The 16,448-nt window shown below is 44.2% G+C and carries 20 protein-coding genes and 1 tRNA gene; 15 read left to right on the top strand and 6 right to left on the bottom strand.

Going from position 1 to position 16,448, the window contains the following annotated elements; genetic code table 11:
• Positions 1–31 precede the first annotated feature (31 nt).
• Positions 32–658, top strand: a complete 627-nt coding sequence (locus tag NHB35_RS06035) for a peptidylprolyl isomerase (RefSeq protein WP_353431485.1) — start codon at positions 32–34, stop codon at positions 656–658.
• Between the two features lie 10 nt (positions 659–668).
• Here NHB35_RS06035 and cysE read toward each other — a convergent pair whose 3' ends face one another.
• A complete protein-coding gene (cysE, locus tag NHB35_RS06030) occupies positions 669–1,427 on the bottom strand; it encodes a serine O-acetyltransferase (RefSeq protein ID WP_353431484.1) in 759 nt (252 codons plus the stop codon).
• Positions 1,428–1,450: 23 nt separating this feature from the next.
• Positions 1,451–2,200 (bottom strand): RNA methyltransferase, encoded by a 750-nt coding sequence (locus tag NHB35_RS06025; protein WP_353431483.1) that lies wholly within the window; start codon positions 2,198–2,200, stop codon positions 1,451–1,453.
• Between the two features lie 120 nt (positions 2,201–2,320).
• Between NHB35_RS06025 and NHB35_RS06020 the strand changes: the two genes are divergently transcribed.
• Positions 2,321–3,109 carry an inositol monophosphatase family protein gene (locus tag NHB35_RS06020; RefSeq protein WP_353431482.1) on the top strand — a complete coding sequence of 263 codons (789 nt, stop codon included), beginning with the start codon at positions 2,321–2,323 and terminating at the stop codon, positions 3,107–3,109.
• On the opposite strand, the gene NHB35_RS06015 is transcribed toward NHB35_RS06020, so the two are convergent.
• Genes NHB35_RS06015 through NHB35_RS06005 form a run of 3 tightly spaced genes read right to left on the bottom strand, consistent with a single transcriptional unit; the run spans position 3,106 to position 5,250 of the window.
• Positions 3,106–3,894: a UDP-2,3-diacylglucosamine diphosphatase gene (locus NHB35_RS06015; RefSeq protein ID WP_353431481.1), complete on the bottom strand. Its 789-nt coding sequence runs from the start codon at positions 3,892–3,894 to the stop codon at positions 3,106–3,108. The two genes, NHB35_RS06020 and NHB35_RS06015, sit on opposite strands and share 4 nt — an antisense overlap.
• A complete protein-coding gene (locus tag NHB35_RS06010; RefSeq protein WP_353431480.1) occupies positions 3,891–4,394 on the bottom strand; it encodes a peptidylprolyl isomerase in 504 nt (167 codons plus the stop codon). Before NHB35_RS06010 ends, NHB35_RS06015 begins: the two co-directional genes overlap by 4 nt.
• Before the next feature lie 4 nt (positions 4,395–4,398).
• A complete protein-coding gene (locus NHB35_RS06005) occupies positions 4,399–5,250 on the bottom strand; it encodes a tetratricopeptide repeat protein (RefSeq protein ID WP_353431479.1) in 852 nt (283 codons plus the stop codon).
• Positions 5,251–5,311: 61 nt separating this feature from the next.
• Here NHB35_RS06005 and cysS point away from each other — a divergent pair, with 61 nt between their 5' ends.
• The 7 genes from cysS (at position 5,312) to NHB35_RS05970 (ending at position 11,926) form a co-directional block, all read left to right on the top strand.
• Positions 5,312–6,733, top strand: a complete 1,422-nt coding sequence (gene cysS, locus NHB35_RS06000) for a cysteine--tRNA ligase (RefSeq protein ID WP_353431478.1) — start codon at positions 5,312–5,314, stop codon at positions 6,731–6,733.
• Complete coding sequence (locus NHB35_RS05995) at positions 6,733–7,389, top strand: DNA-3-methyladenine glycosylase (RefSeq protein WP_353431477.1); 657 nt, start codon at positions 6,733–6,735, stop codon at positions 7,387–7,389. Before cysS ends, NHB35_RS05995 begins: the two co-directional genes overlap by 1 nt.
• A 9-nt stretch (positions 7,390–7,398) precedes the next feature.
• Positions 7,399–8,370, top strand: a complete 972-nt coding sequence (locus NHB35_RS05990; RefSeq protein WP_353431476.1) for an acetyl-CoA carboxylase carboxyltransferase subunit alpha — start codon at positions 7,399–7,401, stop codon at positions 8,368–8,370.
• Entirely contained in the window at positions 8,336–9,643 is a 1,308-nt protein-coding gene (tilS, locus tag NHB35_RS05985; RefSeq protein WP_353431475.1) for a tRNA lysidine(34) synthetase TilS, read from the top strand. Before NHB35_RS05990 ends, tilS begins: the two co-directional genes overlap by 35 nt.
• A gap of 79 nt (positions 9,644–9,722) precedes the next feature.
• On the top strand, positions 9,723–10,973 hold the full coding sequence (locus NHB35_RS05980) for an aspartate kinase (RefSeq protein WP_353431474.1): 1,251 nt from the start codon (positions 9,723–9,725) through the stop codon (positions 10,971–10,973).
• A 70-nt stretch (positions 10,974–11,043) separates the two neighbouring features.
• Positions 11,044–11,138, top strand: a tRNA-Ser gene (locus NHB35_RS05975).
• Between the two features lie 212 nt (positions 11,139–11,350).
• Entirely contained in the window at positions 11,351–11,926 is a 576-nt protein-coding gene (locus NHB35_RS05970) for a phasin family protein (protein ID WP_353431473.1), read from the top strand.
• A 93-nt stretch (positions 11,927–12,019) separates the two neighbouring features.
• Here the strand turns inward: NHB35_RS05970 and NHB35_RS05965 are convergent, their stop codons facing one another.
• On the bottom strand, positions 12,020–12,568 hold the full coding sequence (locus NHB35_RS05965; RefSeq protein WP_353431472.1) for a hypothetical protein: 549 nt from the start codon (positions 12,566–12,568) through the stop codon (positions 12,020–12,022).
• A gap of 372 nt (positions 12,569–12,940) precedes the next feature.
• Here NHB35_RS05965 and NHB35_RS05960 point away from each other — a divergent pair, with 372 nt between their 5' ends.
• Genes NHB35_RS05960 through NHB35_RS05935 form a run of 6 tightly spaced genes read left to right on the top strand, consistent with a single transcriptional unit; the run spans position 12,941 to position 16,423 of the window.
• A complete protein-coding gene (locus NHB35_RS05960; RefSeq protein ID WP_353431471.1) occupies positions 12,941–13,237 on the top strand; it encodes a hypothetical protein in 297 nt (98 codons plus the stop codon).
• Positions 13,238–13,254: 17 nt separating this feature from the next.
• Positions 13,255–13,716: a DNA mismatch repair protein MutS gene (locus NHB35_RS05955; RefSeq protein ID WP_353431470.1), complete on the top strand. Its 462-nt coding sequence runs from the start codon at positions 13,255–13,257 to the stop codon at positions 13,714–13,716.
• 26 nt (positions 13,717–13,742) lie between these two features.
• Positions 13,743–14,054, top strand: a complete 312-nt coding sequence (locus tag NHB35_RS05950; protein ID WP_353431469.1) for a DUF883 family protein — start codon at positions 13,743–13,745, stop codon at positions 14,052–14,054.
• A 6-nt stretch (positions 14,055–14,060) separates the two neighbouring features.
• Entirely contained in the window at positions 14,061–14,429 is a 369-nt protein-coding gene (locus NHB35_RS05945) for a phage holin family protein (protein WP_353431468.1), read from the top strand.
• 3 nt (positions 14,430–14,432) lie between these two features.
• Positions 14,433–14,714 (top strand): YqjK-like family protein, encoded by a 282-nt coding sequence (locus NHB35_RS05940; RefSeq protein ID WP_353431467.1) that lies wholly within the window; start codon positions 14,433–14,435, stop codon positions 14,712–14,714.
• Between the two features lie 41 nt (positions 14,715–14,755).
• Positions 14,756–16,423 carry an AMP-binding protein gene (locus NHB35_RS05935; protein WP_353431466.1) on the top strand — a complete coding sequence of 556 codons (1,668 nt, stop codon included), beginning with the start codon at positions 14,756–14,758 and terminating at the stop codon, positions 16,421–16,423.
• Positions 16,424–16,448: the final 25 nt, after the last annotated feature.

The raw sequence follows: 16,448 nt of genomic DNA, 5'->3' as shown, positions 1-16,448 counted from the left end.
CATTAAAAAATAAATGTACGGCAATTTGCGCATGAAGATTCAAAAAAATACGATCGTATCCCTTCGTTACAAGCTCACCGATGCACAAAATAATGTGATTGAAGAGCCAGATGCTCCAATGATCTATTTGCATGGGGGGTATGAGGGTACTTTTCCAAAAATTGAGGCATTGGTTGATGGTCAGGATATTGGCTACGAAGCCACAATTCAGTTGGAGCCTAATGAGGCTTTTGGTGAGTATGACCCAGAGTTACTCAAGATTGAGCCACGTGCACGTTTTCCTGAGCCGCTAGAAGTAGGGATGCAGTTTGAGGGTGTTCCGGATATTGATGCCGAGCCTGAGGATGCTGGGCAAGTTGCAGGCGCAGAAGAGGATGAGGATGCCGATACAGAGCCTTTGATTTATACCGTTACTGATGTTGCTGATAATCAAGTGGTGTTGGATGGTAATCATCCACTAGCCGGAATGGCTTTACGTTTTTGGGTTCAGGTAGAAGATGTCCGAGCTGCTACTGAAGATGAAATTGAAAATCGTCATCCAGAGGGTGGCGAGAGTTTCACTTTTGGCATGCCTAATGATGCTGAAGATGATGAGGAGGAAGAGTTTTTAGAGAAGGCTCTTGGCCTTCAAGGCCATACCTCAAGAACGCTTCACTAATTAGTCTCAACTATTCTTTAAGCCATTCTTTGATGGCGCCAAGATCTCGTTTTGTATCAGTATTGCCGCCAACATCAGTGGGCGTATTGCTGAACTTAGCTAGCGCTTTTTCTAATTGAGCGATCTTTAGCTCTTGTTCAATCGTTGCATCGATTAAGCCTTTGAGAGCCATGGATACAGGGTCATCCACATTTGGTGTAACGCCATATGCAGAAAAGTATTCTTTAGTTTTGCTATCAGCACTTTGTGGTAAATCTGGATGCAGAATACGCGCAGGAATACCAACTGCAGTAGCGCCAGGCGGAATTTCTTTAAGAACAACCGCATTCGAACCAATGCGTGCACCATCTCCAACAGTAAAACCACCTAGTACTTTTGCGCCAGCGCTAACCACAACACCATTGCCTAAAGTAGGGTGACGTTTTACACCTTTATAGAGGGATGTGCCGCCTAAGGTGACACCTTGATAGATTGTGCAGTCATCACCAATTTCAGTGGTCTCACCAATCACAATTCCTAAACCATGATCTAAAAATACGCGACGACCAATCTTTGCGCCAGGATGGATTTCAATGCCGGTAATTAGTCTAGAAAACATCGACAGAAATCGTGCAATCCACTTTAAGCCAAGATTCCAAAAAAAATGAGAGACGCGATGTAACCAAACTGCATGCAAACCCGGATAGCAGGTAATTACCTCAAGACGGTTTCTTGCAGCCGGATCTCGGACGATGATGGAGTCGACTTGGTCGAATAGTGAATTAAACATAACTTGATTTTAACGGGGCTAGATTATTTTCTCAGGAGCATCTGTTTTGCGATGCCCCTCAAAAGATCGATTTCCTCCTTGTGCAGTCTACTGCGTGCAAATAGGGCCTCCAGCCGAGGCATCAACTTCTTAGGATTGGCTGGATCGAGGTAGCCAATGGCTTCAAGACCTGCCTGCCAATGCTCCAACATCGCATTAATAGCAACTGGGTCTGCTAAATCGATTCTAGAGTCGTGACTTTTAGGCGCATCAATAAGGCTCGAGCTTTGAAGAGCTTGCCGCAGGGTATAGGCGCAGACCATGAGAGCCTGAGCCAGATTTAGGGAGGGGTAATCTGGGTTAGCATCAAGCCATATGCGATGAGTGCATAAGGATAAGTGGTGATTTTCTAGTCCGGTTCTTTCTGGGCCAAATACCAGAGCAGTTTTACCTTGATTCTGAATATTTTCAGAAATCAAATTTAGTGCAGACTGCCAATCCATTGCAGGCGGCCCAAACTCCCGATCTCTGCTAGTTAGACCCAATACCAAGGAGCATCCTTCCACAGCTTGCTCAAGTGACGTATGTTCAATAGCTGGCTCAAGAAGATCCACCGCACCACTGGCAAGGGCAATGGCTTCAGGCTCTTTGGCGATTCCCTGAATTTTCGGATTAACTAAATGTAAATCCTGAAAACCCATGGTTTTCATGGCCCTGGCAGCAGACCCAACATTCCCAGGGTGGCTGGTTTCCACCATAATCCAGCGTAGCAAATGGGCTTTATTAAGGTTCATGGTTTATGCGCCGAGACAGCGAAAGAGTAAATCGTTTAGAATCATAGTATTAGCTTTGTATTGTCATGCAGTTTCGGCAATATTTCAGCCCTGTTCTTATTTAATTTGTCCATCCAAACTATGCATCCCATGTTAAATGTGGCCGTCAAGGCCGCCCGTCGCGCAGGAACTGTAATTAATCGTGCATCTCTTAATTTAGAGAGGCTTCAGGTGGATCGCAAGCAGCACAATGATTTTGTGACAGAGGTGGACAAAGCTGCTGAAGCAGCCATCATTGAGACCTTAAGTGAGGCGTATCCAACCCATGGTTTTTTGGCTGAAGAAACAGGTGAACAAAACATCAATGCCGAAAATGTTTGGATCATAGATCCACTGGATGGCACAACTAATTTCATACACGGATTCCCTCAGTACGCAGTCTCTATTGCATTAGCAGTAAACGGTGTCACTCAGCAAGCGGTTGTGTATGACCCTAACCGCGATGAATTATTTACAGCAACCCGCGGAGCTGGCGCTTATCTTGATCGCCGCCGTTTGCGCGTAGCGACACAAGATCGCTTGAGCAATTCACTAATCGGAACAGGCTTCCCTTATCGCGAAGATCAGGACTTGGAAAAGTACTTGAAGATTTTTGCGGAGATGTCACGTCAATGTGCTGGCTTACGTCGTCCAGGCGCAGCCTCATTGGATTTGGCCTATGTTGCAGCGGGTCGTTATGATGGCTTTTTTGAAAGCGACCTGAAACCTTGGGATATGGCTGCAGGGGCTTTGCTTGTGACTGAAGCAGGTGGCTTGATCGGTAACTATCGTGGAGAAGAGGGATTCCTTAAGAGCGGTGAAGTCATGGCCGCTAATCCACGAATTTATGCGCAAATGGTGCAGTGCCTTTCTAAATACTCCAAATCCTAAGAGTTAATTAAATCAATTGCATGCACTCCTTGCGCATCGATCAAAAGCGCATTTGCGCGTGGAGCGGTGGCATCTGGGTGATCTAAGTCCCAGTCGGACAGAACCCAGCGTTGCCAAGATTGATTTTCTAAAGATTCTCGATGATGCGATGGTCTATGTGTATGACCATGAATCAATTTTTCGCTAGAGTGTTCACGTAAGATTGCTGCGCAAGCTTCTTTGGTGACATCAGTTTTTATTTGATTCTGCTGGCGGGATGCTTGGGCACCACGTGTGTAGTTAGCATGACTATTAGTGCGCAATTGGTTTGCAATTGAACGTCTCCAGGTAATTGGCAGAGCGAGAAATAATTTTTGCAACCAAGGTTTTCTGACCCAACCACGAAATATTTGATAGCCAATATCAGCAGTGCAAAGTGCATCACCATGGGCAAGAAGATATTTATTTCCTGCAATTTCTACCAGTGAGGGGTCGGCCAGTAAAGTCAGGCAGGTTTTTTTCAGAAACGCAGAGCCCAATAAAAAATCCCGGTTGCCGTGGATATAGTAGGTCTTAACCTTGCTTGATAGATTTGAGAGCGCCTGCTTTACCTCATGCTGGAAGGGTGAGTGACTTGCTGCATCATCGCCAACCCAGTATTCAAAGAGATCTCCTAATATGAAGACAGCCTCCGCTTGGGGGGCATCCTTTTCACAGAAGTCAAAGAAACGTTGAGCCGTCAAAGGCATTGACGGCGTCAGATGGATATCTGAAATGAGCAGTGCGCTCGCGTGTTGCGGAATCATTCCTCGAGAACGGTAGCCTTCTCAATGACGACATCTTCTGTTGGAACATCCTGATGAAAGCCCGCATTACCAGTTTTCACCTTACGAATAGCGTCAACAACATCCATACCATCGCTTACCTTGCCAAATACCGCATAGCCCCAACCTTGAGCATTTGGTGCGGTATGGTTTAAGAAATCATTGTTATTTACGTTGATAAAAAATTGCGCGGTTGCAGAGTGGGGATCGCTAGTGCGAGCCATTGCAATAGTGCCACGCTCATTTTTAAGACCGTTGTTGGCTTCATTTTCAATTTCAGCCCCTGTTGGTTTTTGTTTCATGCCAGGAGCCATACCGCCACCCTGAATCATAAAGTTATCAATAACGCGATGGAAGATTGTGCCATCGTAGTGACCACTTTTTACATACTGTAAAAAATTGGCAACGCTTTTTGGTGCCTTAGCGGAATCGAGGGAGAGGGTGATGTCGCCCTTATTAGTTTTTAGGAGTACCTTCGCCATTGCTTTATTTACCTTCTTGTGTGTTAGTGGAAGAATTTGATGCGGGATTAACGGTGTTATTGATGCCTTTGGTTTGAGGCTTCAATAAATTTAATAAGAATTTAGCGCGATTGGAATAGAGGCGCTGATTTAACTGGGTATTGGCGGCTGCATCTTCGTAGGCTTTTGCACCAAGGCGGACATAGACTTCGCCTAAGTTAGCGGCGGCAAGGCTATAACTAGGTCGAAGCTTGAGCGCCAACTCAAGATAGTCGCGAGCTTCAATCCATTTTCCCTGGTTGGCGGCAATTGCTGCGAGATTGTTATAGGGCTCTGGAAGCTCTGGAAATTGTTGGGTAATTTCAATTAAGGTTTTCTTGGCACCATCAAAGTCACGCAATTCAATTTGTAAACGTGCTTTTACGTAACGCAGTTGCACATTACGTGGAGTCTTTTTCAGTCGATCATTGATCGCATTAATCGCATCTTGATATTTGCGCGCTTTAACAAGTTTTTCAATATCAGACGGCACTGCATTTTTGGTTACTGGGTCTGGTTCAATTATCAGAAATGATAAAAAGGGAACGCCAACAGTTTCTGATAGCTCAGGGTTTAAAGGATCGTAAGGAGCGTCAGTAGAAAGGCGTGGCGGATCGTTTGGACCATAGCCACCCAAATAGGGTTGCGTTTGTGCCTCTGGAGACTTTGCTTCTTGTTTGTTCAGAGCTGCAATTTGAGCATCTGCAAGCTGCTGCGCTGGAGTGCTGCAGCCAAGAAGTGCCGCCACAGTGGCAAAAGTGGTTAAAGCCTTGATAGGGCTGGAAAACAGTACTTTTCGGGACTCAATCATAGGGCTGACGGTGGAAAACTGGCTCATTCGATATACTCAGCGCTCAGTCTAACAAATTAGCACCGTCTTACCCTTCCTTTATAGCCCTATGCTGCAAATCTATAACACACTTAACCGTTCTAAGCAGGTTTTTAAGCCCATCGAGCCGGGTAAGGTAAAGATGTATGTCTGCGGCATGACAGTCTATGATTTTTGTCATATTGGTCATGCTAGGGTCATGATTGTCTTTGATATGGTGGTTCGCTGGTTAAGGGCAAGTGGATATGAAGTGCTTTATGTTCGTAATATCACGGACATCGACGACAAGATTATTAATCGCGCATTAGAGAATGGCGAACCAATCTCAGCCTTAACCAATCGCTTTATTGACGCCATGCATGCTGATTCGGATGAATTAGGTTTAATGCATCCAGATCTGGAGCCTCGAGCAACGGATTACATCAAACAAATGCAAGGGATGATTGGCAAACTTATTGAAAATGAGCTTGCCTATCAGGCAGAAGACGGCGATGTAAATTTTGCAGTTCGCTTACTTCCTCATTATGGTCAACTATCTGGCAAAACTTTAGATGAACTAAATGCGGGTGAACGTGTAGCGGTCGGTGGTGGTAAACGTGATCCCCTCGACTTCGTTTTGTGGAAGACTGCCAAGCCTGAGGAGCCAGTTGATACTCGCTGGGCTTCCCCATGGGGTGAGGGTAGGCCGGGCTGGCACATTGAGTGCTCAGCCATGTCATGCGACTTGTTAGGCGAACATTTTGACATTCATGGCGGTGGTGCCGATTTGCAGTTTCCTCATCATGAGAATGAGATCGCTCAGAGCGAAGGTGCTTTGTATGGTCAGAATCGAAAAGAGGGCGATGCTCCATTTGTAAATTATTGGATGCATAACGGACATATTCGCGTAAATGAAGAAAAGATGTCTAAATCATTAGGCAATTTCTTTTTGATTCGAGATGTTCTAAAAAGCTTTGATCCAGAGGTATTAAGATTCTTCATGCTCAAAGCGCATTACCGTAGTCCAATCAACTATAGTAATGCGCAGTTAGAAGAGGCGCGTGCAGGCTTAGTGCGTTTATATACCGCTCTTGCTCAAGTGCCATCTTCCAGCAACTTTTCATTAGATGCTAAGAGCTCTTGGGTTCAGCGCTTTACTGAGGCGATGAATGATGATTTCAATACGCCAGAAGCGATAGCTGTACTTTTTGAGTTGGCAAGTGAAGTCAATCGCGCTCAAGGTCAAGATAAAGTTGCTCTAGCTGCCACACTTAAGGCTCTTGGTGGCATGCTTCATTTCTTGCAAAGAGATCCAACCACATTTTTGCAAATGGGATCGAAGAGTGAGGATGGATTACAAGCGCAAGATATTGAAGATCAAATTGCTGCCCGTGCTGCTGCTAAACAAGCAAAAGATTTTGTAAAGGCAGATCTCATTAGAAAGACCTTGCTTGAGCAAGGTATCGTTTTGGAAGACAAGCCGGGCGGCATTACTGAATGGCGTAGAGCGTAGTGTCGACTGCAAAAGAAAAAGTTGCATCAATTGATGGCGCCCCAGATTATTGGGGGCAAGCTTGTCGTGATTTAATGAAACAAGATCGCATCATGAAAAAAATCATTCCCAAATATGGCTCTGGTTTTTTGGTTACACGAGGCGATGCATTTACAACTCTCGCAAGAGCGATTGTAGGTCAGCAAATTTCTGTGGCGGCGGCTCAAGCAGTTTGGGATCGAGTTCTTGTCGCCAGCAAGAGAAAGATGAATCCCAAAAATATCTTAGCTTTATCGGTTGAGGAATTGCGCGCTGCGGGCTTATCTGGTCGCAAAGTCGAATATATTCGGGATTTAGCTGATCATTTTGATTCTGGTCGTCTTCACGCCAATCAATGGAAAAATATGGATGATGAGAGCGTCATTCAGGAATTGAGCGCTATTCGGGGCATTGGGCGCTGGACCGCGGAAATGTTCCTCATTTTTAACCTGATACGCCCCAATATCCTTCCTTTGGATGATGTGGGGCTAATTAAGGCCATTTCCCTCAATTACTTTAGTGGCGAGCCTGTAAGTCGCCATGAGGCTAGAGAGGTGGCGGCTAACTGGGCCCCATGGCGTACGGTTGCCACCTGGTATATGTGGAGAAGTATCGACCCCATTCCAGTTGAATATTAAAATCAGACTATGAAAACGACTTTCCTGGATTTTGAGCAGCAAATCGCCGAATTAGAGTCAAAGATTGAAGAGCTGCGTTTTGTGCAAGATGAGTCATCGGTGGATATATCCGATGAGATCAAAACGCTTTCTGAAAAAAGTCTGCAGCTTACTAAAGATGTTTACGCCAATTTAACTCCATGGCAAGTGTCTCAAGTTGCACGACATCCTCAAAGACCTTACACGTTAGATTATGTAGGCGCACTATTTACAGATTTTCATGAATTGCATGGCGACCGTAGTTTTGCAGATGATCAATCTATCATCGGAGGTTTAGCGCGTTTCGATAATCAACCGTGCATGGTGATTGGCCACCAAAAGGGTCGCGATACTAAAGAGCGTGCATTGCGCAACTTTGGCATGAGTCGCCCTGAGGGTTATCGCAAGGCAATGCGTTTGATGCGCCTTGCAGAAAAATTTGGCATCCCAGTATTTACATTTGTAGATACACCAGGTGCCTTTCCAGGAATTGATGCGGAAGAGCGTAATCAATCTGAAGCGATTGGTCGCAATCTTTATGTTCAGGCAGAGTTAGAAGTACCCATCATCGCTACCATCATTGGTGAAGGCGGTTCTGGAGGAGCTTTGGCGATTGCGATGGGTGACGTAGTTCTGATGCTGCAAAACTCTACCTATTCTGTGATTTCTCCTGAGGGCTGCGCCTCGATTTTGTGGAAGACTGCCGATAAGGCTTCAGAGGCGGCTGAACAGCTGGGTTTGACTGCTCAGCGGTTAAAAGCGCTGGGTTTGATCGACAAGATTGTTGCCGAGCCTATTGGCGGTGCACATCGTGATTACGATGTGATGATGGGCAATATGCGCAAAGCACTTGCTGAATCTCTAAAAACTTTTGATGGCATGAAAACAGATGCTTTGCTTGAGCGTCGCCATGAGCGCCTAATGAGTTATGGCAAGTTCAAGGAAGTTGCAGCAAAGTCCTAAATCACCAAAACGAATTGCGGTTGCTTTAAGTGGTGGCCTCGATTCTGTGGTGTTGCTTGATACGGTTTGTCGATCAAAAACCGTTGGTAAAAAACCTACCGTAGAAATCTACGCTTTTCATATTCATCATGGCTTGCAAAAGCCTGCAGATGATTGGCTGCTTTTTTGTGAAAAGCTTGCCAAAAAATATCAAATTAAATTCGATTTTCGATTGCTACACCTTGGCAATCAAAAAAGTAGCGGCAATTTAGAGGGCCGAGCTCGCAAGGCACGATATGAAGCTTTAGCGGAGCTTTGTGAACAGTATGGAATCGCGGACTTGCTGTTGGCGCACCACCAAAACGATCAAGCGGAGACCATTCTCTTGCAGCTACTACGAGGTTCTGGTGTTGCTGGATTATCTGGAATGCCCAATGCCCGCGAGCTGAGGTTGTCTAATAAGCAAATCACCTTATGGAGACCGTTACTCAATCAAAGTCGCGCTGAATTAGAGTCTTACGCGAGAGAGCATAAGCTCAAGTGGGTAGAGGATCCAAGCAATCAGGACGATATGTTTAAGCGTAATGCTATTCGCAAACAAATTATCCCCAGACTTGAAAAACTACAACCAGAAGCAGTTGCAAATCTTGCCAGAAGCGCTGGCTTAATCGGTGATTCTCAGATCTTATTAGATCGCTTGGCTCGAGTTGACGGTCAGAATATTTACCAAGAAGAGGGTATTGCTATAAAACCATTTAAGGCTCTGGCAAGTCATGATCTGCCAGCCGCAAATAATGTATTGCGTTATTGGCTAAAAACCAAAGGACTTCCTATGCCTTCACAAGACAGGCTTAGTGCGTGGTGGAAAGACCTTGAGACGGTTAAGTCAGATGCCCAGTTAGAGTGGGTGCATGATGGACAAGTCATTCGGCTTTGGCGAGGCCAGCTGCAGTTAGCCTCAAATCAAGAAGGGCAGTGGGTTTTTAGATCCATTTCGAGTAAGAGTAAAAAACCAGGATTAAGTGCTGCCTGGTTTAAGAAAGCTCAAAAAGACGGCTTAGTCTCCGCGAAGGTGAGGTCGGGTGCTGAAAAATTGCAGATCAAGGCAAATGCGCCACGTAGAACCCTTAAAAATCTGTTTCAAGAAGGCAATGTTCCCCCCTGGCAGCGTCATGCGCCACTTCTCTACATTGGTCAGGAGTTAATTGCTGTTGCTGGTGTTGGGGTAAGTTACCCGCATTTGGTTCATTCGGGGTCTAGGGTTTGGCCAGAGTGGCAGCGGACGTCAAACTAGGGGGTAAAACCCTGTAAAATATAGCCTTTTTAGATCATCAGGAATTACATTCCTGCTTAATAGACGGCAAACGGTTTTTATGGCTCTTATTGTTCATAAGTATGGTGGCACCTCGATGGGTTCGGTTGAGCGTATCGCGAACGTTGCAAAACGCGTTGCTAAATGGATGCGTGCTGGCCATCAAGTAGTAGTTGTGCCATCAGCTATGTCAGGCGAAACCAATCGCTTGCTAGGGTTGGCAAAAGAAATCAATCCCAACCCAAGTCCTCGCGAGCTTGATCAAATTGCTTCTACGGGTGAGCAAGTCAGCTCTGGTTTGTTGGCATTGGCATTGATGAAAGAGGGTATTGATGCGGTTAGTTATGCTGGTTGGCAAGTAGCCGTGAACACGGACTCATCGTTTACTAAAGCGCGCATTAAAAGCATCGATAGTAAAAAGATTTTGAATGATCTGAATGCCGGTCGAGCAGTTGTTGTTACTGGATTTCAAGGGGTAGATCCAGAAGGCAATATCACTACATTAGGTCGTGGTGGTTCTGATACATCTGCAGTTGCCATGGCTGCTGCGTTAAAAGCGGATGAGTGCCTTATCTATACAGACGTTGATGGTGTTTATACAACTGATCCACGTGTCTGTGAGGATGCGCGTCGCCTAGATAAGATTACCTTTGAAGAGATGCTTGAGATGGCAAGCTTAGGCTCAAAGGTGTTGCAAATTCGCTCAGTTGAGTTTGCTGGTAAGTACAAAGTTAAAACCCGCGTTCTGTCATCACTGACAGATCCATTGATGCCCTTAGACCAAGAGATGAAGTCGGGCACCTTGATTACATTTGAAGAGGACAGCACTATGGAAGCCGCCGTTATTTCCGGTATCGCCTTTGCTCGCGATGAAGCTAAGATTACCGTACTTGGAGTTCCTGATCGCCCAGGTATTGCATATCAAATCCTAGGCCCAATCGCTGATGCGAATATTGATGTAGACATCATTATTCAGAATCAATCAGTTGAAGGTAAAACTGATTTCACATTCACTGTACCGCGCGCTGATTATCAAAAAGCCTTGGACATTCTCAAAGGAACTGTACAGGCTCATATCGAGGCTAAAGAAATTTCAGGGGATCCCAAGGTTTCTAAAGTATCAGTTGTAGGTGTTGGCATGCGCTCTCACGTTGGCATTGCTAGCAAAATGTTCCGCACCCTATCAGAAGAGGGCATCAACATCCTTATGATTTCTACTAGTGAAATCAAAATTTCTGTAGTGATCGATGAGAAATATATGGAGTTAGCAGTACGCGCCTTGCATAAAGCGTTTGAGTTGGATCAGAAGTAAACGCATTAAAAGGTTAATAAAACCCCTCAGAGGCGGTTATCCGTTAAACTGTGGGGCGGATAAAAAGTACGGAGACGTGGCCGAGCTGGTCGAAGGCACTCCCCTGCTAAGGGAGCATCGGGGCTAAAACTCTGATCGGAGGTTCGAATCCTCTCGTCTCCGCCAGTACTTTTTCAATAAAACCCAGTAAATTTAATGATTTTCTGGGTTTTTTGTTGTCTCCTAGTTAGTCTTAAGCCATTGAAAATAAAGGTAAAAAGTAAAATATTTAAATTATTTGTTGCTTAGCAGCAAATAATTGTTGCAATACAGCAAAAAGTTTGGAACAATGGTGCATCGCAACAAGAAACGTAACCACATTTTTTAAAGGATTAATCATGTTCCAGAATCAATTAAACGATCAAATCGCTCAAGCTCAAGCTAAAGCTGTTGAGAATGCTAAACATTTGGCACAAGTAGCTGTTGAAAGTGCTCAAGAATTAGCAGAAATCAACCAAGCCGCTGCTAAAGATGCATTGGCTGCTGCACAAGATGCTAGCTCACAGTTGTTGGCTATCAAAGATGCACAGCAATTAGCTAAATTGGCTCAACCTGAAGCTGCTCAAGAAGCTGCTAAGTATGCTGCTGCATACCAGGCAAAAGTTAACAAAGTTGTTCGCAACGGTAACAAAGAAGTTGCTCAAGTTGTTGATGCTTCTATCGATGACGCACGCGATGACTTAGTTAAGTTTGTTAAAGAAGCTACTAAATCTGCTCCTGCTGGTTCTGAGGCATTTGTATCTGCATTCAAAACAGCTTTCGAAGCTTCTATTCAACAATTTGACCAAGTGCGTGCAACTGCTACTGATGCATTCGCTACTTTTGAAAAGAATGTTGACGCTGCATTGGCTAACTTTCAAGGTCAATACGCTGTAGCTAAGCCAGCTGCTAAAAGCCGTAAAGCTGCTGCTTAATTATTAGTAATTGTTTAATTAAAAAACCGCCTTCGGGCGGTTTTTTATTGCTCCAATGAAATCAAATAAGGGCAAGCCCTTTAACTCTGTGGCCTAGTAGGCGACTCCATCTACTGCCTTTAAGTATCCCTGGATGTACTGTGGTGGAATGTATACAACGCTTGTAACCCCAGCCTTAGAGCCAATCTTTAGTTCAAAACCAGTTTTCATGTTCTGTTTTAAGAACGCATCGGTCACTTTGATGGATAGCAATTCCTTAAACATGCAACCTCTAGATTCACAAAGACCGGCTTCTTTGGAAATTACTTTAAAGCTGTTTACTGGACCATTAATGAGGCTAGCAGAGTTGTAGTCACGCACCTGATTGAAATAGGTGAGGTGAATCTGTAGCTCATACGTTTTCATTCCTTGTTGGGATTCAGCCGTACGAATATTAAACATTTCATAGGTGTTAGCTTTATCCATTGTATTAATTGAAGGCCCTAGATATGTTTTACCGCCGGTTGTGGGATTTGGGGTAACTGTTGTGGATTGGTAAACATCATTTATCTCCCATGAGCTGATCTTTTTATCGTTATTTGCGCATGCGTTAAGGCCCAGGGCGATGGAAGTGATTAAAACAAGACGTGAAAGTCGGTACATATATAGCTCCTTAGTTTTCCAAATCATACTATTGCCATTACCTCATTGGCTTTTCTGGCTATTTATCTAACTTTCGTTCCGTAATTCATTTCAAAGGCTCCGTTTATTAGGGTTTGTCATGATGAAATTACTATACTTCACAACTTCACAAGTTGTGAAGTTGTGATATAGTCTTAGAACTGGGAGATGAAATGAAAAGACGAATACCGAAAACACATCAAGCTTTGGAGTGGATAGGGAAGGGTATGAGCGCAGCTCAAGCCGCAAGAAAGATGGAAATTTCAGAATCCAGCGTGTATGCCGCTCTCAGAAAAACGAGAGCAAAAGATATGGGTTGCTGTCCAACATGTGGTCACAAAATAAGGAACTAAGATGAAAAAAACTCTATTAGCAGGCGTAACAATTTCGCTTGCGGCATTTGCATACGCAAGCACATCGTCTGATTCATCAGCGTTAGTTAGTCAACAGTGCAAGATTTCCGCTGAGGCTGTATCTACATTAAAGGGCTTACAGTATGGCAATACATCCATTCGCAAGGATGTGGCTAGCTTGATTGAGCGTCATCTCAAGACACCGGAAAATAAGGAGATAGCCTACAAGAAGTTGAACTTGATGGTGGATGACAAGTCAAGTAACGCCGCCACGCTCGAATCAAAATACTGCTCTTAAGTTGCATTTAAGCTTTTATGGCTCAGATAGCAGAATGTTCTGAGTGTGGAAATGCTCGCAGTCTATTTGGCGATTGCCCTCACTGTGGAAGTCCTCAGATTCCGTTATTGGCAGTTGATGTGATTGAATTCAATATAAAACTCGGCAATCCTAGCGTAGATGATGCATTAGAAATACTCGCAGTAAAAATTCGCGAATTTCTAGAGCTAGGTGTGAAGGCTGTTATCCTCATTCATGGGTATGGCTCATCTGGCCAGGGCGGGCATATCAAGAGGGCGATACATGAGGCCTTAGAAAATAATCGTTATGCAGACCGAGTGGACGAGTATATTTACGGAGAAAATGTGCCGTATGGCAGCCCTGCCTATCTGGAGTTAATAAAGAAACGACCCGGCCTGAAGCGGTATTTGAGGCATTTCAAGGCCTCAAACGCTGGTATGACTGTATTGCTGTTAGGGTCTGGCTACAGAAGTGCTTAGAATAGCTATGACCATAGGAAATTATCATGACAGCAAAAAAAATAGAGCAAGCAGATCAACTGATCGATGAATTTAAATCCCTAGTTGCGGATGCGGAGACGTTAATCAAGGCAACCCAGGATCATCCAGACGAAACCATTGGCAACCTACGTAACAAGGCGTTGGAAACAATTTCCGGTGCAAAAGAAAAGATATCTAGCTTAGAGGGTGATCTGGCCGATAAGGCAAAAGTTGTGGCTGCCGGTGCGGATGATTTTGTGCATCGAAACCCTTGGGAGGCGATTGGTGTGGCTGCTGGATTGGGTCTATTAATTGGATTATTTATTCGTCGACGCTAGGTAATTATGTCTCAAGAAAACTTACTGTCCTCAATAAAAAATCTGGCGGCAACAGGCGCATCGATTGCGCAAACGCGTTTAGAGTTGCTCTCGATAGATGTGCAAATTGCTAGAAGTAAATTTCTGCAATCTCTTGTGATGGTAGTGTCCGCATTATTTTTTTTATTTTTTGGATTAGTGATGCTTGCTCTATTAATCGTGATTTATAGCTGGGAGTCTGACAGAACCCTGGTGCTTGGTTTATTGACTGGCGCATTTATAACCATTGGCATTATTTTGGCTCTAATTGTGATTCGGTCTTTGCGTACGATGCCTAAACTATTTGAGGCATCTATCGCTGAGTTGGCAAAAGATGCTGAAGAGCTAAATCGCTAATTTATGAATCAAAAGATAAAAGGTCTACTACTTAGACGCTCTGAGTTACAAATGCAGTCTCAGAGAGAGCGACTTGATTTTGCAAGGCACTTTGAGCCTTGGGTAAAGCCTTTATCATGGGCTGACAAGACTATCGACGCATTTCATTTCGTTAGAGATAATCCTTTGCTTTGGACAAGTGCTTTTGCTGCTCTAGCGCATTACAAGCCTAAATTGGCTAGCAAGGTTTTGGCTTTAGGATGGGGTGCTATAAAAGTCTTTAAGGGTGCCAAAAAGTTTGTTTAGGCTGCTGACTAATTAGCTACTTACTGATATTTAAATACGGCATGAGCGCCTCAAAACCATGGATTAAGAATTATCCCTCTGGAGTGGATCCGGAAATCAGTCCATTGGCATATTCATCTCTTGTAGAATTCTTTGAAACTTCGTTTGATCGCTTCGGTAATCGCAAGATTGCTGAGTCAATGGGAAAATCCTTTACGTATCGGCAGATTGATCGTCTGTCAATCGACTTTGCATCCTATTTGCAGAGCCTAAATTTGGAGAAGGGTGCTCGAATTGCCTTGATGTATCCAAATGTTATCGAGTATATGGTCGCGATGATTGGCGTATTGCGAGCTGGCTACGTGGTAGTGAACATTAATCCTCTATACACAGCGCGCGAGCTGGAATTGCAATTACTCGATAGTGGCGCAAGTGTATTGGTCATGATGGAAAATTTTGCTCATATCTATGAGCAAATTACTGTTGCAGCCCCTGTTAGTAAAGTTATCGTGAGTAGCCCCGGTGAATTATTGGGTCTTAAAGGCTATCTTGTTAATTGGGTTGCGCGCAATGTCAAAAGACTTATTCCAAAATGGAATATCGATCATATTGCCTTTAATGAGGCGCTCGGAATTGGGCAAAAAAGCGCTTTTCATAAGCCTGCTATTTCATTGAGTGATATTGCTTTTCTACAATACACTGGCGGAACAACTGGGATTTCAAAAGGCGCAGTATTGCTTCATAGAAATATTCTATCGAATGTAGCGCAAATAGAAATGTGGTTGAATCCAGGCCTTAAGAAGGTGGATGAACAATTACAATTTTTGTGCGCACTACCGATGACGCATATCTTTGCATTAACTGCTTGTGCTTTTCTTGGGATTGCAAAAGGCGCCATGCTTATCTTAGTTGCTAACCCGCGAGATATAGATGGCTTTATAAAGTTACTTATTAAGCACCCTAAAATCAACATTTTTCCTGGCGTGAATACTCTATTTCATGCGCTAATTCACCGACCAGAGTTTAAAAAAGTGAAGTTTGCAAACTTACTGGTTACTATTGGTGGTGGCATGGCGGTTCACCGCAAGACCGCCGACCATTGGCAGGCCATAACAGGATGCCCAATCGCTCAAGGTTATGGTTTATCAGAAACATCCCCCGTTGTTTGCGTAAATAGCCCGCTAGAAACTCATTTCACTGGTCATATTGGACCTCCGATGCCAAGTACAGATGTCATTATCTTGGATGATGATGGGGTTCAGCTTCCCGATGGCACTCCAGGAGAGATTTGTATCAAAGGCCCCCAGGTGATGGCTGGATATTGGAATAAACCAGATGAGACAGCGCATTGTATGACGGCTGATGGTTATTTTAAATCTGGTGATATTGGTTTAATTACTGAAAGCGGGCATATCCAAATCGTAGATCGTAAGAAGGATATGATTGTTGTCGCTGGATTCAAGGTATTTCCAAATGATGTTGAAGATGTTTTAGCTCAAATGCCTGGGGTACGTGAGTGTGCAGTTATAGGCATACCACACCGTAAACTTGGTGAGATTGTTAAAGCATATGTCGTTAAGTCTGATCGTCATTTGACCGAGGCCGATATCATGCAATATTGCAAAGACACGCTTACTAGCTATAAGAGGCCTAGAAAGGTTGTATTTGTACACGAGCTGCCTAAATCTAATGTAGGTAAGATATTGCGGCGAGAGCTCCGCAATATTTAATCCTTCAGGTCAAACGCTATAAAAA

Source organism: Polynucleobacter sp. MWH-UH23A (assembly GCF_040409805.1).
Classification (GTDB): Bacteria; Pseudomonadota; Gammaproteobacteria; order Burkholderiales; family Burkholderiaceae; genus Polynucleobacter.
This window is presented reverse-complemented; position numbering and strand designations above follow the sequence as displayed.

What these genes read in the sequence shown, in the direction of transcription:
- NHB35_RS06020 (WP_353431482.1), top strand. Translation starts at nt 2,321, where the DNA reads ATGCATCCCATGTTAAATGTGGCCGTCAAGGCCGCCCGTCGCGCAGGA.
- cysE (WP_353431484.1), bottom strand. Translation starts at nt 1,427, where the DNA reads ATGTTTAATTCACTATTCGACCAAGTCGACTCCATCATCGTCCGAGAT.
- NHB35_RS05965 (WP_353431472.1), bottom strand. Translation starts at nt 12,568, where the DNA reads ATGTACCGACTTTCACGTCTTGTTTTAATCACTTCCATCGCCCTGGGC.
- NHB35_RS05950 (WP_353431469.1), top strand. Translation starts at nt 13,743, where the DNA reads ATGACAGCAAAAAAAATAGAGCAAGCAGATCAACTGATCGATGAATTT.
- NHB35_RS05935 (WP_353431466.1), top strand. Translation starts at nt 14,756, where the DNA reads ATGAGCGCCTCAAAACCATGGATTAAGAATTATCCCTCTGGAGTGGAT.
- cysS (WP_353431478.1), top strand. Translation starts at nt 5,312, where the DNA reads ATGCTGCAAATCTATAACACACTTAACCGTTCTAAGCAGGTTTTTAAG.
- NHB35_RS06035 (WP_353431485.1), top strand. Translation starts at nt 32, where the DNA reads ATGAAGATTCAAAAAAATACGATCGTATCCCTTCGTTACAAGCTCACC.
- NHB35_RS05955 (WP_353431470.1), top strand. Translation starts at nt 13,255, where the DNA reads ATGGCTCAGATAGCAGAATGTTCTGAGTGTGGAAATGCTCGCAGTCTA.
- NHB35_RS06010 (WP_353431480.1), bottom strand. Translation starts at nt 4,394, where the DNA reads ATGGCGAAGGTACTCCTAAAAACTAATAAGGGCGACATCACCCTCTCC.
- NHB35_RS06005 (WP_353431479.1), bottom strand. Translation starts at nt 5,250, where the DNA reads ATGAGCCAGTTTTCCACCGTCAGCCCTATGATTGAGTCCCGAAAAGTA.
- NHB35_RS05945 (WP_353431468.1), top strand. Translation starts at nt 14,061, where the DNA reads ATGTCTCAAGAAAACTTACTGTCCTCAATAAAAAATCTGGCGGCAACA.
- NHB35_RS05960 (WP_353431471.1), top strand. Translation starts at nt 12,941, where the DNA reads ATGAAAAAAACTCTATTAGCAGGCGTAACAATTTCGCTTGCGGCATTT.
- tilS (WP_353431475.1), top strand. Translation starts at nt 8,336, where the DNA reads ATGGCAAGTTCAAGGAAGTTGCAGCAAAGTCCTAAATCACCAAAACGA.
- NHB35_RS05980 (WP_353431474.1), top strand. Translation starts at nt 9,723, where the DNA reads ATGGCTCTTATTGTTCATAAGTATGGTGGCACCTCGATGGGTTCGGTT.
- NHB35_RS06015 (WP_353431481.1), bottom strand. Translation starts at nt 3,894, where the DNA reads ATGATTCCGCAACACGCGAGCGCACTGCTCATTTCAGATATCCATCTG.
- NHB35_RS06025 (WP_353431483.1), bottom strand. Translation starts at nt 2,200, where the DNA reads ATGAACCTTAATAAAGCCCATTTGCTACGCTGGATTATGGTGGAAACC.
- NHB35_RS05940 (WP_353431467.1), top strand. Translation starts at nt 14,433, where the DNA reads ATGAATCAAAAGATAAAAGGTCTACTACTTAGACGCTCTGAGTTACAA.
- NHB35_RS05970 (WP_353431473.1), top strand. Translation starts at nt 11,351, where the DNA reads ATGTTCCAGAATCAATTAAACGATCAAATCGCTCAAGCTCAAGCTAAA.
- NHB35_RS05990 (WP_353431476.1), top strand. Translation starts at nt 7,399, where the DNA reads ATGAAAACGACTTTCCTGGATTTTGAGCAGCAAATCGCCGAATTAGAG.